Raw genomic sequence first — 14217 nt, 5'->3', positions numbered from 1 at the left:
GGGGGTGTACAGCCGATGTCATGGGGGTGGTTTCAGGCCGCCTTGCGGCGCGCAACGATGAAGAGGCGCGGGAACGCGAGCAGGCGGCGGCCGTCGCTGCGCTTCGTGTAGGCGGCATCGACGCGCCGCGTGTATTCGGCGATGAAGCCGGCCCGCTCGGCTTCCGGCAGCGGGTCGACGAACGGGCGGAGCCCTGTGCCGCTGACCCATTCGACGATCGCCTCGGCGGACTCCATCGGGTGCTGGTAGGCGGTGCGCCAGACATCGGTCACAGCAGCGCGCGGCGCCAGCAAATCGTAATAGTCGCCAAGCGCCAGGATCTTGGTGCGGACCAGCGCGGCCTCGCCGATCGTCGCCGCCCAGGGGCCTTCGGTCGCCACCGCCCGCATCAGCCGGTGCGTCGGCTCCTCCCGGTTGTCGGGGATCTGCACCGCCAGGACGCCGCCCGGCGCCAGCAGCTCGAACAGCCGCGGCACCAGGACCGGGTGGTTCGGCACCCATTGCAGCGTGGCGTTGGCGTAGATCAGGTCGGGCGCCGCCTCCGGCTGCCATTCGGCGACATCATGCCGTTCGAACCGGCAGTGCGGCAGCCGGGCGCGGGCCTCGGCCAGCATGGCGTCGGAGCTGTCGATGCCGGTGATGTCGGCGCCGGGGAAGCGTTCGACCAGCAGCTCGGTCGAATTGCCCGGGCCGCAGCCGAGATCGAAGATCCGCAGGGGCCGGCCGGCGGCCGGGGCGAGGTCGACCCGGCCCAGCAATTCGCGCGCCGGGCGGGTGCGCTCATCCTCGAAGCGGCGGTAGAGGGTCGGGTTCCAGTCCGTCATGGCGTTGTCCATTGGCTAGCGGGCGATCGGCTAGAAATGGGCCGCGATGGATATCGTGTCCAATATATAGATCAGGCCACTCCCATATGAAATCGATATGAGAGTGGCCTGATCGGCCTTATTTCCAGTTCTGGATCGCAGCCAGCAGGCCGAGGGTCGAGCTGTCATGCGCGCCCGGTGCCTTTTCGCCCGACAGCTCGGGCTGGATCGCCTTGGCCAGCTGCTTGCCCAGCTCCACCCCCCACTGGTCGAAGGAGTAGACGTTCCAGATGGTGCCCTGGACGAAGATCTTGTGTTCGTACAGCGCGACCAGCAGGCCCAGCGTGTAGGGGTCGATTTCCCGCACCAGGATGGTGTTGGACGGGCGGTTGCCCTCGAACACCTTGTACGGCACCAGATCTTCCAGCGCCGCGCCCGACAGGCCCGACTTGGTCAGTTCCGCCCGCACCTGGTCCGGCGTCTTGCCGACCATCAGCGCCTCGGTCTGGGCCAGGACGTTGGACAGCAGGATGGTGTGGTGATCGCCGATCGGGTTGTGGGTTTCCACCGGGGCGATGAAATCGCAGGGGATCACCTTCGTGCCCTGGTGGATCAGCTGGTAGAAGGAGTGCTGGCCGTTGGTGCCGGGCTCGCCGAAGATCACGGGCCCGGTCTGGTAGTCCACCCGGTGGCCCTGGCGGTCGACCGACTTGCCGTTCGATTCCATGTCGGCCTGCTGCAGATAGGCCGGCAGGCGGTGCAGGTACTGGTCGTAGGGCAGCACGCCATGGGTCTGCGCGTCCCAGAAATTGCCGTACCAGACGCCGAGCACGCCCATGACAGCCGGCAGGTTCTGCTCCAGCGGCGCCGAGCGGAAATGCGCATCCATGGCGCGGCCGCCGGCCAGGAAGCGTTCGAAGCCGTCGGCGCCGATCGCGATCATCACCGGCAGGCCAATCGCCGACCACACGGAATAGCGGCCGCCGACCCAGTCCCAGAAGCCGAACATGTTGGCGGTGTCGATGCCGAACTTCGACACCTCGCCCGCATTGGTCGACAGCGCGGCCAAGTGCTTGGCGATCGCCGCTTCCGGCGCGCCGGACTTCAGGAACCAGCTGCGCGCGGTGTGGGCGTTGGTCAGCGTCTCCTGCGTCGTGAAGGTCTTCGACGCGATCAGGAACAGGCTGGTCTCGGGGTCGATCTGCTTCAGCGTCTCGGCGATGTGGGTGCCGTCGATATTGGAGACGAAGTGCAGCTTGATGCGCGGGTGGTGGTACGGCACCAGCGCCTCGGACACCATGACCGGGCCGAGGTCGGAGCCGCCGATGCCGATGTTGATGACGTCGGTGATCGGCTTGCCGGTGTGGCCGGTCCAGCTGCCGTCGCGCACCGCGTCGGAGAATTCGCGCATGTGCTTCAGGCTGGCCGCAATCTCGGGCAGCACGTTCTGGCCGTCGACCGTGATCGAGCCGGACAGATCGGCGCGCAAGGCCGTGTGCAGCACGGCGCGGTGCTCGGTGCCGTTGATCAGATCACCGGCGAACATGCGGTCACGCCAGGCTTCGACGCCCTGCTGCCGGGCGAGGTTGAACAGGAGACCAAGAGTCTCGTCGGTCACCCGGTTCTTGGAATAGTCGAGCAGCACGTCGCCGAGGCGCAGCGACAGGCGGTCGAAGCGCTTGGGGTCGGCGGCGAAGAGGTCGCGCATATGCACGCCGTCCATCGCCTTGCGATGGGCGTCGAGGGCGGTCCAGGCGGGCGAATGGGTAAGATCGGACATGAGGGGTCGCCTCCAGTGCGGGAGCGGGGGTGTCGGATCGAGCAAGCGAACGAAAAAGGCCGGGGTTTCCCCCGGCCTTCGGTCTCAGTTGATGATGCCTTGGAACAGGCCCTGGCGCCGCCGGATGATGATCGGCGTCTCGCCCGTCGTCAGCGGCTGGCCCGCCTCGGCATTGGTGTTGAGGCGCGCCGATTCCTTGTACGGATCGACGATGGTGCCCGGCAGCGGCGTCGAATGCCAGAACAGCAGGCTGTCGATGAAGTGGCTGTCGTCCTGGGCGAGCTGCGTCGTTTCCTGGTCGACGGTGGTGCGGATGCCCGGATCGGCCGTGCCGGCCTTGGCCAGGATCGCCTGCCCGCCCGCGGTGGCGGCGGGGGCGCTGACGGTCTCACGCTTCACCTTCTGCCCCTGGCCGAACAGGATGGCCTCGGCCTGCTCGCGCGGCTGGGTTTCCTGCGGCCGGGGGATGCCCGGCGTCGGCGGCGGCAGGTCCGTCAGCGACGATGGCATGACCAGCGGCGCGCGCGGCATCACCGCGAATTCGTCCGGCGTCGACTTGTCGTAGCCGACCAGCTCCTGCACCGTGCTGTTCGAGATGCCGGTATCGCAGGCGGACAGCCCCAGGGCAGCGGCGAACAAGCCGGTCAGCGCAACCAGCCTGCGGCCTTGGGCCCGACCGATCCCTGCGGAGTCGCGGAAACGAATGGAGTGGTGGAAAGGAGACTGGCCGCTCACGATCGATCCCTCTGCTGCGCTCCCACCGGGTGGGCCCGCCGCCCGAACAGGCTGTCGATGATCAGCAGCGCCACGCCGATGCTGATCGCACTGTCGGCGACGTTGAACACCCAGAAGGAATACTGCCCCGCGTAAAAATGCAAGAAATCGGCGACGGCACCGAAGCGCAGCCGGTCGATCACGTTCCCGATCGCGCCGCCGATGATCAGCCCGACGCCGACGGCGACGAGGCCGCGATCATTGCGCCGCAGCCAGCCCAGCAGGCCCACGACGACCGCCACCGCGACCGCCGACAGCCCCCAGCGCGCCACCGGCGAGTCACCGGCGAGCAGGCCGAAGCTGATTCCATAATTCCAGACCATGGCGAAATCGAGGAAGCCGGTGATCCGGATCGGCGGTGCCCAGCTGGCCGTCGTGATCGGGTCGGGCAGCCCGAACAGCGATGTCAGCACCCAGTATTTCGACAACTGGTCGGCAATCAGGATCAGGCCCGCGACGATCAGCCCGCGCCGGAAGAGCCGCGCGTCGGTCATGCGGTCGCTCCAGCCGCGACACCCGGCCTGGCCGCGTCGACCGCATCGCTGCAGCGGACGCACAGGTCGGGATGGGCCGCGACCGTGCCGACCTCGGGCAGGACCCGCCAGCAGCGATCGCAGCGGCTGCCATCGGCGGCCGCGACGACGACGCCGACCCCCGGCACATCAGGTAGGGTGAAGGCGCCATCAGGCACGTCGCCCGTCTCGACCACCAGGGTCGAGGTGATGCAGATCTCGGCGAAGTCCAGGCTGGCCAGCAGCTCGGCCTCGGCGGCGCCGGCATGGACCACCGGCCGTGCCTGCAGCGACGAGCCGATGCGCTTGGCCGCACGCTCCAGCTCCAAGGCGCCGGTGACGACGCGGCGCAGGTCGCGCAGCCGGGCCCAGCGCGCCGCCAGGCCATCGTCCTGCCAGGCGCCGGGCACTTCCGGGAAGGTGCGGAGATGGACGCTGGTGTCGGCGTCGGCACCGTAGCGGGCGAGCCACGCCTCCTCCGCCGTGAAGCACAGGATCGGCGCCAGCCACACGGTCAAATGGTCGAACAGGATGTCGAGCACGGTGCGCACGGCGCGCCGGCGCAGATCGTCCGGCCGGTCGCAGTACAGCGAGTCCTTGCGGATGTCGAAGTAGAAGGCCGACAGGTCGACGGAGCAGAAATTGTGCAGCGCCGTCGACAGGGTGTGGAAGTCGTAATCCTCGATCGCCTGGCGGATGGTGCGGTCGAGCTCCCACACCCGGTGCAGCACCCAGCGCTCCAGCTCCGGCAGCTCGGCGGCGGGCAGCCGTTCGCTGTCCTGGAAGCCGTCGAGGGCGCCGAGCAGGTAGCGCAGCGTGTTGCGCAGCCGGCGATAGGCATCGGCCTGGTACTTCAGGATCTCGGGCCCGACCCTCAGATCCTCGGAATAGTCGGTCGAGACGATCCACAGCCGCAGGATATCGGCGCCCGACTGGTCGGCCACCGTCTGCGGCGCCACCACGTTGCCGACCGATTTCGACATCTTGCGGCCCTGCTCGTCTAGCACGAAGCCGTGGGTCAGCACCGCGTCATAGGGCGCGCGGCCGCGGGTGCCGCAGCTTTCCAGCAGCGAGGAGTGGAACCAGCCGCGATGCTGGTCCGAGCCTTCGAGATAGAGGTCGGCCGGCCATTTCAGATCCGGCCGCTGCTCCAGCACGAAGGCATGGGTCGAACCGGATTCGAACCAGACGTCGACGATGTCGAAGATCTGCTCGTAATCATCGGCCTTGAAGGTGTTGCCGAGGAAGAACTGGGCGTCGTGCTTGTACCAGGCGTCGGAGCCCTCCAGCTCGAACGCCGCGGCGACACGCTGGGTGACCGCGACGTCGCGCAGCGGCTCGCCGGTCTTCTTGTCGACGAAGATCGCGATCGGCACGCCCCAGGCGCGCTGGCGGCTGATGACCCAGTCCGGCCGGCTCTCGATCATCGAGGACAGGCGGTTGTAGCCCTGCTCCGGCACGAAGCGGGTGTGCTTCAGCGCCTCCAGCGCTGTCGCGCGCAGGTTGTTCGTCTCCATCGAGATGAACCATTGCGGCGTGGCGCGGAAGATCAGCGGCGCCTTGGACCGCCAGCTGTGCGGGTAGGAGTGGCGGATCTGGCCCTTGGCCAGCAGGCCGCCCGCCGCCTCGACCGCCGCCGTGACCACCTTGTTGGCGTCGCCTTTCTTGCCGTCGGGGCGGTAGATCACCCGGCCGGCGAACAGCGGCACGCTGTCGTGGTAGCGGCCATCCTCGGTCACCGTCTCGGTCGCGGCGATGCCATGGGCGCGGCCGAGGTCGAAGTCGTCGGCACCATGGCTGGGCGCGGTGTGGACCAGGCCGGTGCCGGCATCGACCGTGACATGGCCGCCGGGCAGGAACGGCACGGCGAAATCATAGCCCTGTCCCGCCAGCGGATGGCGGGCGACGGTGCCGGCCAGGGCCGAGCCCGGGAACTTGTCGATGCTGGTCCAGGCGGTGACGGCGAGATCCTTCGCCACCGTGTCGGCCAGGGCCGTCGCGACGACCAGCGCCTCCCCGACCGTGGCCAGGCTGCCCTCGGCCACGGCATCGACGGTGTAGACGCCGTATTCGAAATCGGGGCCGTAGGCGATGGCGCGGTTGGCCGGCAGCGTCCAGGGCGTGGTGGTCCAGGCGACCGACGATGCCCCGCCCAGCGACGGGCGCGAGGCCGCGGTCACCGGGAAGCGCACCCAGACCATGTCCGAGGTGATGTCCTGGTACTCGACCTCGGCCTCGGCCAGGGCCGTCTTCTCGACCACCGACCACAGCACCGGCTTCAGGCCGCGATAGAGCCCGCCATTGAGCAGGAACTTGTGGATCTCGCGGACGATCTGCGCCTCGGCCGCATCGGTCATGGTGGTGTAGGGATGCGCCCAGTCGCCCATCACGCCGATGCGCTGGAACTGTTCCGACTGCACCTCGACCCAATGCCGGGCGAAGGCGCGGCATTCCTCACGGAACTGCAGCACCGGCACCGCGTCCTTGTCCTGGCCGGCCTTGCGGTACTTCTCCTCGATCTTCCATTCGATCGGCAGGCCGTGGCAGTCCCAGCCCGGGACATAGACCGCGTCGCGGCCCAGCATCTGGCGGGTGCGGACGACGATGTCCTTCAGGATCTTGTTGACGGCATGGCCGATGTGGATGTCGCCATTGGCGTAGGGCGGGCCGTCATGCAGCACGAACTTTTCGCGCCCCTTGGAGGCGGCGCGCAGCTTGCCGTGCAGGTCGATCGCCGCCCAGCGGGCCAGCAGCTCCGGCTCCTTCTGCGGCAATCCCCCACGCATCGGGAAATCCGTCTTCGGCAGGAAGACAGTGGATTTGTAGTCGGGAGCGGCCGGGGCGGCGGCACCCGGGGTCTCGGCAGGCTGGGCGGTCATGATACGGAGGCTCGTGGATCCACGCGGGCTCAATTACCCGCTTTGACGCTCGGATACCAGCCGGACGACCCGATCGGGCCGTCCCGGTGGCGGCGTGGGAACAGAATGCGCGACGACCCGGCCCCCGTCAGAGGGCCGGGCGGATAATTCGGAACAGGGGATCCGTCTGGCGCATGGGTCCCATCGTACCGGATGAACGCCGGGGGTCAAGGCGCGTGGCGTCGCCCCCCCTGGCGTCGCCCCCTGGTGTCGCGGTGCTACCGCGCCAGCACCTGCCGGGCTGCGGCGCAGTCGCGGTCGATCTGGGCGATCAGGGCCTCGAGCGAGTCGAACTTCTCCTCGCCGCGCAGCCATTCCACCAGCTGCACCCGCAGATGCCGGTGGTAGAGGTCGCCGGAGAAATCGAACAGATAGGCCTCCAGCAGCGGCGCCGATGTCCGCCACATCGGCCGGATGCCGAGGCTGGCGACGCCGTCGCGCCACACCAGCGGGTCATCACCGTCCACGGCGCAGCGCACGGCATAGATACCGTAAGCCGGGCGGACGAAGTCGCCGAGCTCGACATTGGCGGTGGGGTAGCCGAGCTCCCGCCCACGCTTGTCGCCGTGCTCGACGCGGCCCTCGATCTCCCAGGGCCGGCCCAGGATCTCCGCCGCGCCATGGGTGTCGCCCGCCGCCAGCAGCTCGCGCGCCCGGCTGGAGGAGAACAGCCCGCCCGCCTCGTCCGAGGCCTGGGTGACGATGGTCACGCCGAAGCCGAGGCGCCGGCCGATGCCGGCCAGCGTCTCCGGCGTGCCGGTGCGCTTGTGGCCGAAGCAGAAATCATAGCCGACGACGACATGGCGGGCGCCGAGCCCCTGGACCAGCACGGTCTCGACGAAATCCTCGGCCGAGCGCGCGGCGAAGGCCTGGTCGAAATGCAGCACGACATGCAGGTCGACGCCGAGATCCTCGAGCAGCCGGGCCTTGATCCGGAACGGCGTCAGGCGGAACGGCGGATCGTCCGGCCGGAACAGGCTGCGTGGATGCGGCTCGAAGCTGAGGACGCAGACCGGCACGCCGAGCCGGTTCGCCTCGGCCCGCGCCGCCGCGACCACGGTCTGGTGGCCGCGGTGCACGCCGTCGAAATTGCCGATGGCAACTACGGCGCAGCGCGCCGCTGCCGGCAGGTTGTCGGTGTGACGGAAGATCTGCATGGGCCTCGTCTCGGTCCGGCCGATCATGCCGGGCCCGCTGGATATAGCGAGGACCGGCGGCGCCGGCCAGGGGGCGATCGACGGTGAGGCCCGGAAGGATCGGATGCGGGGGTCAGGCCTTGGCCCGCGACGGGACCAGGATCACGGCCTCGCCGTCGATCACCACCCGGTCGCCGACGGTGCAGCGGGTCTGCAGCACGGCACGGTTCCGCTCCGGCACCAGTTCGACGATGGTGACCCGGGCCGTGACCGTGTCGCCGGACCGGACCGGCGCCTTGAACTGCAAATTCTGCGAGATGTAGATCGAGCCCGGGCCGGGCAGCTTGGTGCCGATCACCGCGGAGATGAAGCCGGCGCTGAGCAGCCCATGCGAGATCCGGCCCTTGAACCGCGTCGTCTCGGCATAGACTTGGTTGAGATGCACCGGATTGGTGTCGCCGGACACACCGGAGAACAGCAGGATGTCGGCCTCGGTCACCGTCTTGGCAAAGCTGGCCGACATGCCGACGGCCAAGTCTTCGAAGCTGTAGCCTTCGGTGTCGTCGCGATAGGTCTTCACTGTGTCCATGACCGGCCTCCGGCCGTTGCTGCATTGCAACAATCTGGGATTTCCGGGAATTCGCGACAAGACATGGCCGGGCGCTTCTGCAATGCAGCACCAGCCATGCCCGCTATCCCAAGGATGGCTTCGCCCCTTGGAAAGAACGGCGGGGCGGCGCCAGCGCCGCGGTCGGGGCCAGCCGGCGCTGGACCACGAAGATCGGCCCGCCCGGCATGTTGTCGGTGACCACGAGATGCAGCGTCACCGTCCCACCCGGCGGGATGCTGCCGCCCTGGAACACCACCCCGTCATGCGGTTCGTCGATGATCCGGGTCGAACCGAACCCGTCCGAGCCGATCGAGCGCGAGCCCGACGGTCCCTGGGCGAAAGACAGCCCGTCATCATAACTGCTGCCCTCGCCGCGATGGCGTTCCAACTCGACCGGGAAATCGGTCCAGGCCTGGCTGGTGTCGTTGCGGACGACCTTGATCAGGGCGAAGCCGGCGAGATGCGCTGTGGCGATCCGGTTGCCGAAGCCGGCGGTCAGGCCGGTGATGGTCAGCGCCGCCTCGCCATTGCCGGTGATCCGTTCCGTGACCACGAACGGATCGTCGGGCCCACCGGTGCCGGTCGCGGAATCGAGCACGAAGCCGCCTTCGGCATCGCTGAACACCAGCCCGCCGGCGCTGATCTCGCCCGCCACAGCCGGCCCGGCCGGGAACCAGAGGCCCAGCAGCAGCACCCCGGCCCAGATGGCGACCCGGATCGCGGCCCGCCCTTTCATCGCGCGGCGCGGCGGAAGGAGGAAGATCCGCGACGCGGCGCCAGCTCCGCCGTCGGCTGGGTCCGGCGCTGGACCACGTAGAAGCGCGGCGCCGGCGTGTTGTCGGTGACGATGACACGCACCGTCACCGTCTCGCCCGGCGCCACCATGCCGTCATGGAACAACACCACGTCGCGGGGTTCGTCCAGCACCTGCGCCGCGGCGAAGCGGTCGGACCGGACGCTGCGGTTCGCGACCGGCCCGTCCGATACCGGCCCTTGGGCAAAGGACAGCCCGTCGCCATAGGGGCTCTGGTCGCCGCGACGCTCCTGCAATTCGACCGGAAAGTCGCGCCAGGCCTCGCGGGTGGCGTTGCGCACCACCTTGACCAGGGCGAAGCCGGCGAGATGCGCGGTGCCGACGCGGTTGCCGAAGACGGGTGTCAGGCCCGTGACCGTCAGCGCCGCCTCGCCCTGGCCGGTGATCCGCTCCACCACCACGAAGGGGTCGTCGAGCCGGCCGGTGCCGCTGGCGGATTCGAGCACGAAGCCGCCGGCCGCGTCGCTGAAGGTGATCCCCGCGACCGTCAGCTCTGCCGCGTGCGCGGCCACCCCCCAGGCCAGCAGGACCATGACGGGGGCGCATGACGCCAAGCGCCTCATGCCCAGCAGTGTGGCCCGCCGCCGGGCCGCGGTAAAGCCACCATCGGCACCCTGGATGCAGCCGAAATCTCGGTGAATTGCTTTTTCCTAAACATTTATCTAATTTCGGTACGATCATGGAATGGATGGCCGCCCGATATCGTCAACCGAGCCGTCGCACCGGATCGAAGTCCGGGGAGGAGATCGATCACCGCTGACCAGACCCGCCCCGACCTGATTTTCCGGATATCATGACCGCCGACCTGACAGACGCCGCGATCGCCATCCTGCGGGCCAACGACCGCGGCCTCTATACCGTCCCGACCTCCTCCGGCCTGTACCCGGCCCAATGGAACTGGGATTCCTGCCTTGTCGCCCTCGGCTTCGCCGAATTCGACGAAGCCCGCGCCTGGACCGAGATCGAGACTCTGTTCGCCGGGCAATGGCCCGACGGCATGGTGCCGCACATCCTGTTCCACGGTGACGATTCCAGCTATTTCCCGAACGCCGCGATCTGGCAGGCCGGCCCGGCCCAGCGGTCGTCGGGCATCACCCAGCCGCCGGTCGCCGCCACCGTGGCCCGCCATCTGTTCGAACGCTTCGGGATTGAGCGGTCGCGGCCGCGTGTCCAGCAGCTGGCACCGAAGCTGCTAGCCTGGCATCGCTGGTTCTATGCGGCGCGGGACCCGCAAGGCACCGGCCTGGTGGCGATCATCCACCCCTGGGAAAGCGGGATGGACAACAGCCCGGTCTGGGATGCGGCGCTGGCGGCGGTCGACCCCGGCCCTTCGGTCGCCCATCTGCGCAAGGACACCGGCTTCGCCGACGCCGCGGTGCGGCCGACCGGTGCCGAATACGACCGCTACATCAACCTGGTCCTGACCTTCCGGGCGGAAGGCTATCGGGCGGAACGGCTGTACGAGCTGGCGCCGTTCCGCGTCGCCGATATCGGCTTCAACGCGATCCTGCAGCGCGCCAACCGCGACCTGCGCTTCCTCCTGGACATGATCGACGATACAGCCGGCGTGGCCGAGGTCGAACGGATGATCTCCCGGACCGGCCGGGCGCTGGAATCCTGCTGGGACGAGGCCGACGGCTTCTACTATTCGCGCGACACCCGCACCGGGCAGGCCATCCGCCAGCCGGGCATCGGCGGGCTGCTGACCCTCTATGCCGATCCGACAGCGGCCAAGCGCCATCCGGCGCTGATCGCCCGGCTGAGGCACTGGCTGGACCGGGTCGAGTTCGGGGTGCCGAGCTTCGACCCGGACCGGCCGGAATTCGAGCCCCGGCGCTATTGGCGTGGGCCGGTCTGGCTGATCGTCAACTGGATGCTGATCGACGGGCTGAAGCGCAACGGCCACCAGGCCCTGTCCCGCCGGATCCGGCGTGACAGCATGTCCGTTGTGGCCCGCAGCGGCTTCCGCGAGTATTTCGATCCCACGACCGGCGAAGGGTTGGGCGGGACCGATTTCTCTTGGACCGCGGCCATGATGCTGCTGTTCGCCGGCCTCAAGGGTCGGCCATGGTGACGGGACGGACGGATGGTGGAACGCAAGCGGGTGGGCATCGTCGATGTCGCCCGATCACTCGGATTGTCGACCTACACCGTTTCCCGTGCCCTCAACGGCCATAGCGACGTCTCCGCCGCGACACGCGAGCGGGTGGTGGCCGCGGCACAAGAGCTCGGCTACACCCCGAACGAACTCGGCCGCACCCTGCGCCGCGGCCGGTCGGACACCATAGGCTTCCTGCTGACGCCGTCGCCCGACGCCTTCGTCGACAGCTATTTCCTGCCGGTGCTGACCGGGATCGATTCGGTGCTGTCGCCCGCGGGCTTCGCCCTGCTGCTGGCCGGCGCCGCCCCCGATGGCCATGAGATCGAGGTGCTGCGCCGGCTGGTCGAAGGCCGGCGCGTCGACGCGGTGATCCTGAGCCGCGTCCGGGCCGACGACCCGCGCACCGATTATCTGCGCCGGCAGGGCTTCCCCTTCGCCATGCTCGGCCGCGACGGCGACCGCCCCGAGACCCCCTTCGTCGACGCCGACCACCGCGCCAGCAGACGGATGGCGACGGAATGGCTGATCGCGCACGGCCATCGCCACATCGCCCTGGTCAACACGCCGGAACATGTCAATTCGAGCCGGCAGCGCCTGGCCGGGTGGCGGGACGCTCTTGCCGCCGCCGGACTGTCCGCCAGTGCGGCCTGCATCGGCGACTACACCGCCGAGGGCGGGCGACGGCTGACCGGGGCGCTGCTGGAGCTGTCGCCGCGGCCGACCGCCATCCTGTGCGGCAATGACGACACCGCCTTCGGGGCGGCCGAGGCGGTGCGCGCCCGGGCGCTGGAGGTCGGCCGGGACATCTCGATCATCGGCTGCGACGACATCGCGATCGCGGCGCTGGCAAACCCGCCGCTGACCACCTTCCGCACCTCGCTGCGCCCGTTCGGCGAGCTGCTGGCCGAGCAGGTGCTGGCGCTGCTGCGTGGCGAGACCCCGCCCTCCCATCTTGTGGTGCCGGAACTGGTCGAGCGCGGTTCCGCCGGTCCTGCCCCGGCCAGCCCTGCCCCGAAGGCCAGGACGCCGCGCCGCCGGGCCGTCAAAGCTTAGAGTTAGAGACCGTTTGGAAACGGGCCGCCGCGGCGGGTGACGCCGTCGAGCGGCCCGAGCGCCTGCAGCAGCTCCGCCACGCTGCGCCCGGCGACCGGATGGCGCCAATCGGCCGCGACATCGGCGGCCGGCGCCAGCACGAAGCCGCGCTCCGCCATCCGCGGATGCGGCACCGCCAGCTCCGGCCGGTCCACGACGCGGTCGCCATAGAGAAGAATGTCGATGTCGATCAGCCGCGGCCCGTTGCGGCGGCTCGGGAGCCGGCCGATCTCCGCCTCCGCCGCCTTCAGCTGCACCAGCAGGTCTTCGGGCGTGAGGGCGGTGTGGCCGGCGACACACATGTTGAGGAAGGCGGCCTGGTCGGTGTCGTACATCGGCGCCGTCTCGTAGACGGCCGACACGGCATCCACCGTTGCCACGCCCCGCAGCCAGTCGATCGCCCGTCGCAGATTGGCTTCGCGGTCGCCAAGGTTGGTGCCGAGGGCGAACAGGACGGGAACCATCGCATGCTCCAAGGCCAGGGCCGGCCGCTCCGGGCCGTTCGCCGCGAATCGGCCGAAGGGCGTGCGGGCCCATTGGCGCGGCGCGGCCGCGTTATCGCGTCGTCTCGGGGAAAAGTCGAGCGGCGAGACGCCGCGATGACGGTCAACCGCGACGCCATCGTAACGGTCTGCCACAGTCGGACCACGGAGCTGGCCGCTGTAGCGCCGTGCCGGGAGGATGGGATGACTCAGGAAACCGAAGACAGCATCTGGCGCTGGCCGCTGGCCACCTTCCGCGACACCCTGGCCAGTGATTCGCCGACACCCGGCGGCGGCTCCGCCGCGATGGTGTCGGCCGCGCTCGGCCTCGGGCTCGTGGTCATGGCGCTGCGCATCACCGCCAACAAGACCGAGGACCGTGGCTTCCTCGACACACTGATCCTGTCGGGCGAGCGGCTGCTGCGCGACCTGTCGGACCATGCCGATGCCGACATCATCGTGTTCGACACTTATATGGCGGCGCTGAAGCTGCCGAAGGCGACCGACGCCGAGAAGGCCATCCGCCGGGCGGCGGTGCAGGACGCGACGATCGCGGCGACCGAAATCCCGCTGAACGCGGCGCAGACGGCACTGGAGGCGATCGACCTCGCTGCCCAGGCCGCCAGCCTGGCCGCGACCCAGATCGTCAGCGATGTCGGCGCGGGCGCCGCCACGCTGCAGGGCGCGGTGGCGGCGGTGCTCTATGCCGTCGATGTCAATCTGCGCGGCCTCGACGACCAAAGGAAGCGCGAGGACTACGCCCACAGCCGCGACCGGCTGGCGGAAGCCGCGGATGGTCGTGCCCGTGGCATTGCCCGGCTGGTGCGGGACCGCCTGCGCTGAGAATCAGCCGGGCTGATTCCCGGTCTCTCCGGTGGCTGTCAGCCCGGCCGTTGTACAGTGCCGGATCGAGGGCCGGGACCGGATTCGCCCCTCGGCGAAGGTCCGTCCGCAACAAGCAGTGCCAATCCTTTGTTCTTGCTGCGATATCTCCAGTTCTTTCGGATTCGCGCCGAAATCGGCCCAGTGTCACACCAATGTCGTATATCGGGCCGTTTGCGCTTCCGGCGCTTTTCGGTTTCCAAAATCCAAACAATCGGTTACCTCGACCGGGAATGGCCGTGCCGGCTGGTGGTGCATCGCTGCAACACTGCGCGAAATTCGCAACAGCATGGTCCATTTCAATTGCGGTCTA

The 14217-nt window shown here is 68.9% G+C and carries 13 protein-coding genes; 3 read left to right on the top strand and 10 right to left on the bottom strand.

Annotation, left to right across the window (positions count from 1 at the left end):
• Nucleotides 1-32 precede the first annotated feature (32 nt).
• The 9 genes from tam to AC3XYG_RS03730 form a co-directional block, all read right to left on the bottom strand.
• Nucleotides 33-824, bottom strand: coding sequence for a trans-aconitate 2-methyltransferase (tam, locus tag AC3XYG_RS03770; protein WP_489138476.1), 792 nt, complete (start codon nucleotides 822-824; stop codon nucleotides 33-35).
• Nucleotides 825-942: 118 nt separating this feature from the next.
• Nucleotides 943-2583 (bottom strand): glucose-6-phosphate isomerase, encoded by a 1641-nt coding sequence (gene pgi / locus AC3XYG_RS03765; RefSeq protein WP_489138475.1) that lies wholly within the window; start codon nucleotides 2581-2583, stop codon nucleotides 943-945.
• 84 nt (nucleotides 2584-2667) lie between these two features.
• Nucleotides 2668-3222, bottom strand: coding sequence for a DUF3035 domain-containing protein (locus tag AC3XYG_RS03760; protein WP_489138474.1), 555 nt, complete (start codon nucleotides 3220-3222; stop codon nucleotides 2668-2670).
• A gap of 92 nt (nucleotides 3223-3314) precedes the next feature.
• Nucleotides 3315-3851: a signal peptidase II gene (lspA, locus tag AC3XYG_RS03755; protein WP_489138473.1), complete on the bottom strand. Its 537-nt coding sequence runs from the start codon at nucleotides 3849-3851 to the stop codon at nucleotides 3315-3317.
• Nucleotides 3848-6748 (bottom strand): isoleucine--tRNA ligase, encoded by a 2901-nt coding sequence (gene ileS, locus AC3XYG_RS03750; protein ID WP_489138472.1) that lies wholly within the window; start codon nucleotides 6746-6748, stop codon nucleotides 3848-3850. Before ileS ends, lspA begins: the two co-directional genes overlap by 4 nt.
• Before the next feature lie 257 nt (nucleotides 6749-7005).
• Nucleotides 7006-7944, bottom strand: a complete 939-nt coding sequence (locus AC3XYG_RS03745; protein WP_489138471.1) for a bifunctional riboflavin kinase/FAD synthetase — start codon at nucleotides 7942-7944, stop codon at nucleotides 7006-7008.
• 112 nt (nucleotides 7945-8056) lie between these two features.
• On the bottom strand, nucleotides 8057-8512 hold the full coding sequence (locus AC3XYG_RS03740; protein ID WP_489138470.1) for a MaoC family dehydratase: 456 nt from the start codon (nucleotides 8510-8512) through the stop codon (nucleotides 8057-8059).
• A 103-nt stretch (nucleotides 8513-8615) separates the two neighbouring features.
• Nucleotides 8616-9269, bottom strand: a complete 654-nt coding sequence (locus AC3XYG_RS03735) for a hypothetical protein (RefSeq protein ID WP_489138469.1) — start codon at nucleotides 9267-9269, stop codon at nucleotides 8616-8618.
• On the bottom strand, nucleotides 9266-9880 hold the full coding sequence (locus AC3XYG_RS03730; RefSeq protein ID WP_489138468.1) for a hypothetical protein: 615 nt from the start codon (nucleotides 9878-9880) through the stop codon (nucleotides 9266-9268). The genes AC3XYG_RS03735 and AC3XYG_RS03730 overlap by 4 nt, the downstream gene beginning before the upstream one ends.
• Before the next feature lie 260 nt (nucleotides 9881-10140).
• Between AC3XYG_RS03730 and AC3XYG_RS03725 the strand changes: the two genes are divergently transcribed.
• The gene (locus AC3XYG_RS03725; protein WP_489138467.1) at nucleotides 10141-11421 is read left to right on the top strand and encodes an MGH1-like glycoside hydrolase domain-containing protein; all 1281 of its coding nucleotides are present in this window, start codon (nucleotides 10141-10143) and stop codon (nucleotides 11419-11421) included.
• 12 nt (nucleotides 11422-11433) lie between these two features.
• Nucleotides 11434-12501, top strand: a complete 1068-nt coding sequence (locus tag AC3XYG_RS03720; RefSeq protein WP_489138466.1) for a LacI family DNA-binding transcriptional regulator — start codon at nucleotides 11434-11436, stop codon at nucleotides 12499-12501.
• Between the two features lie 2 nt (nucleotides 12502-12503).
• Here the strand turns inward: AC3XYG_RS03720 and folK are convergent, their stop codons facing one another.
• Nucleotides 12504-13004 (bottom strand): 2-amino-4-hydroxy-6-hydroxymethyldihydropteridine diphosphokinase, encoded by a 501-nt coding sequence (gene folK / locus AC3XYG_RS03715; RefSeq protein ID WP_489138465.1) that lies wholly within the window; start codon nucleotides 13002-13004, stop codon nucleotides 12504-12506.
• A gap of 222 nt (nucleotides 13005-13226) precedes the next feature.
• Between folK and AC3XYG_RS03710 the strand changes: the two genes are divergently transcribed.
• On the top strand, nucleotides 13227-13865 hold the full coding sequence (locus AC3XYG_RS03710) for a cyclodeaminase/cyclohydrolase family protein (RefSeq protein ID WP_489138464.1): 639 nt from the start codon (nucleotides 13227-13229) through the stop codon (nucleotides 13863-13865).
• Nucleotides 13866-14217 lie beyond the last annotated feature (352 nt).

Source organism: Inquilinus sp. (assembly GCF_057815775.1).
Note: the sequence above shows the minus strand (reverse complement) of the source record. Positions and strands in the feature narration are given on the sequence as shown.

Coding starts and splice junctions, on each gene's coding strand:
- tam (WP_489138476.1), bottom strand. CDS start 824: ATGACGGACTGGAACCCGACCCTCTACCGCCGCTTCGAGGATGAGCGC.
- pgi (WP_489138475.1), bottom strand. CDS start 2,583: ATGTCCGATCTTACCCATTCGCCCGCCTGGACCGCCCTCGACGCCCAT.
- lspA (WP_489138473.1), bottom strand. CDS start 3,851: ATGACCGACGCGCGGCTCTTCCGGCGCGGGCTGATCGTCGCGGGCCTG.
- ileS (WP_489138472.1), bottom strand. CDS start 6,748: ATGACCGCCCAGCCTGCCGAGACCCCGGGTGCCGCCGCCCCGGCCGCT.
- AC3XYG_RS03745 (WP_489138471.1), bottom strand. CDS start 7,944: ATGCAGATCTTCCGTCACACCGACAACCTGCCGGCAGCGGCGCGCTGC.
- AC3XYG_RS03740 (WP_489138470.1), bottom strand. CDS start 8,512: ATGGACACAGTGAAGACCTATCGCGACGACACCGAAGGCTACAGCTTC.
- AC3XYG_RS03735 (WP_489138469.1), bottom strand. CDS start 9,269: ATGAAAGGGCGGGCCGCGATCCGGGTCGCCATCTGGGCCGGGGTGCTG.
- AC3XYG_RS03730 (WP_489138468.1), bottom strand. CDS start 9,880: ATGGTCCTGCTGGCCTGGGGGGTGGCCGCGCACGCGGCAGAGCTGACG.
- AC3XYG_RS03725 (WP_489138467.1), top strand. CDS start 10,141: ATGACCGCCGACCTGACAGACGCCGCGATCGCCATCCTGCGGGCCAAC.
- AC3XYG_RS03720 (WP_489138466.1), top strand. CDS start 11,434: ATGGTGGAACGCAAGCGGGTGGGCATCGTCGATGTCGCCCGATCACTC.
- folK (WP_489138465.1), bottom strand. CDS start 13,004: ATGGTTCCCGTCCTGTTCGCCCTCGGCACCAACCTTGGCGACCGCGAA.
- AC3XYG_RS03710 (WP_489138464.1), top strand. CDS start 13,227: ATGACTCAGGAAACCGAAGACAGCATCTGGCGCTGGCCGCTGGCCACC.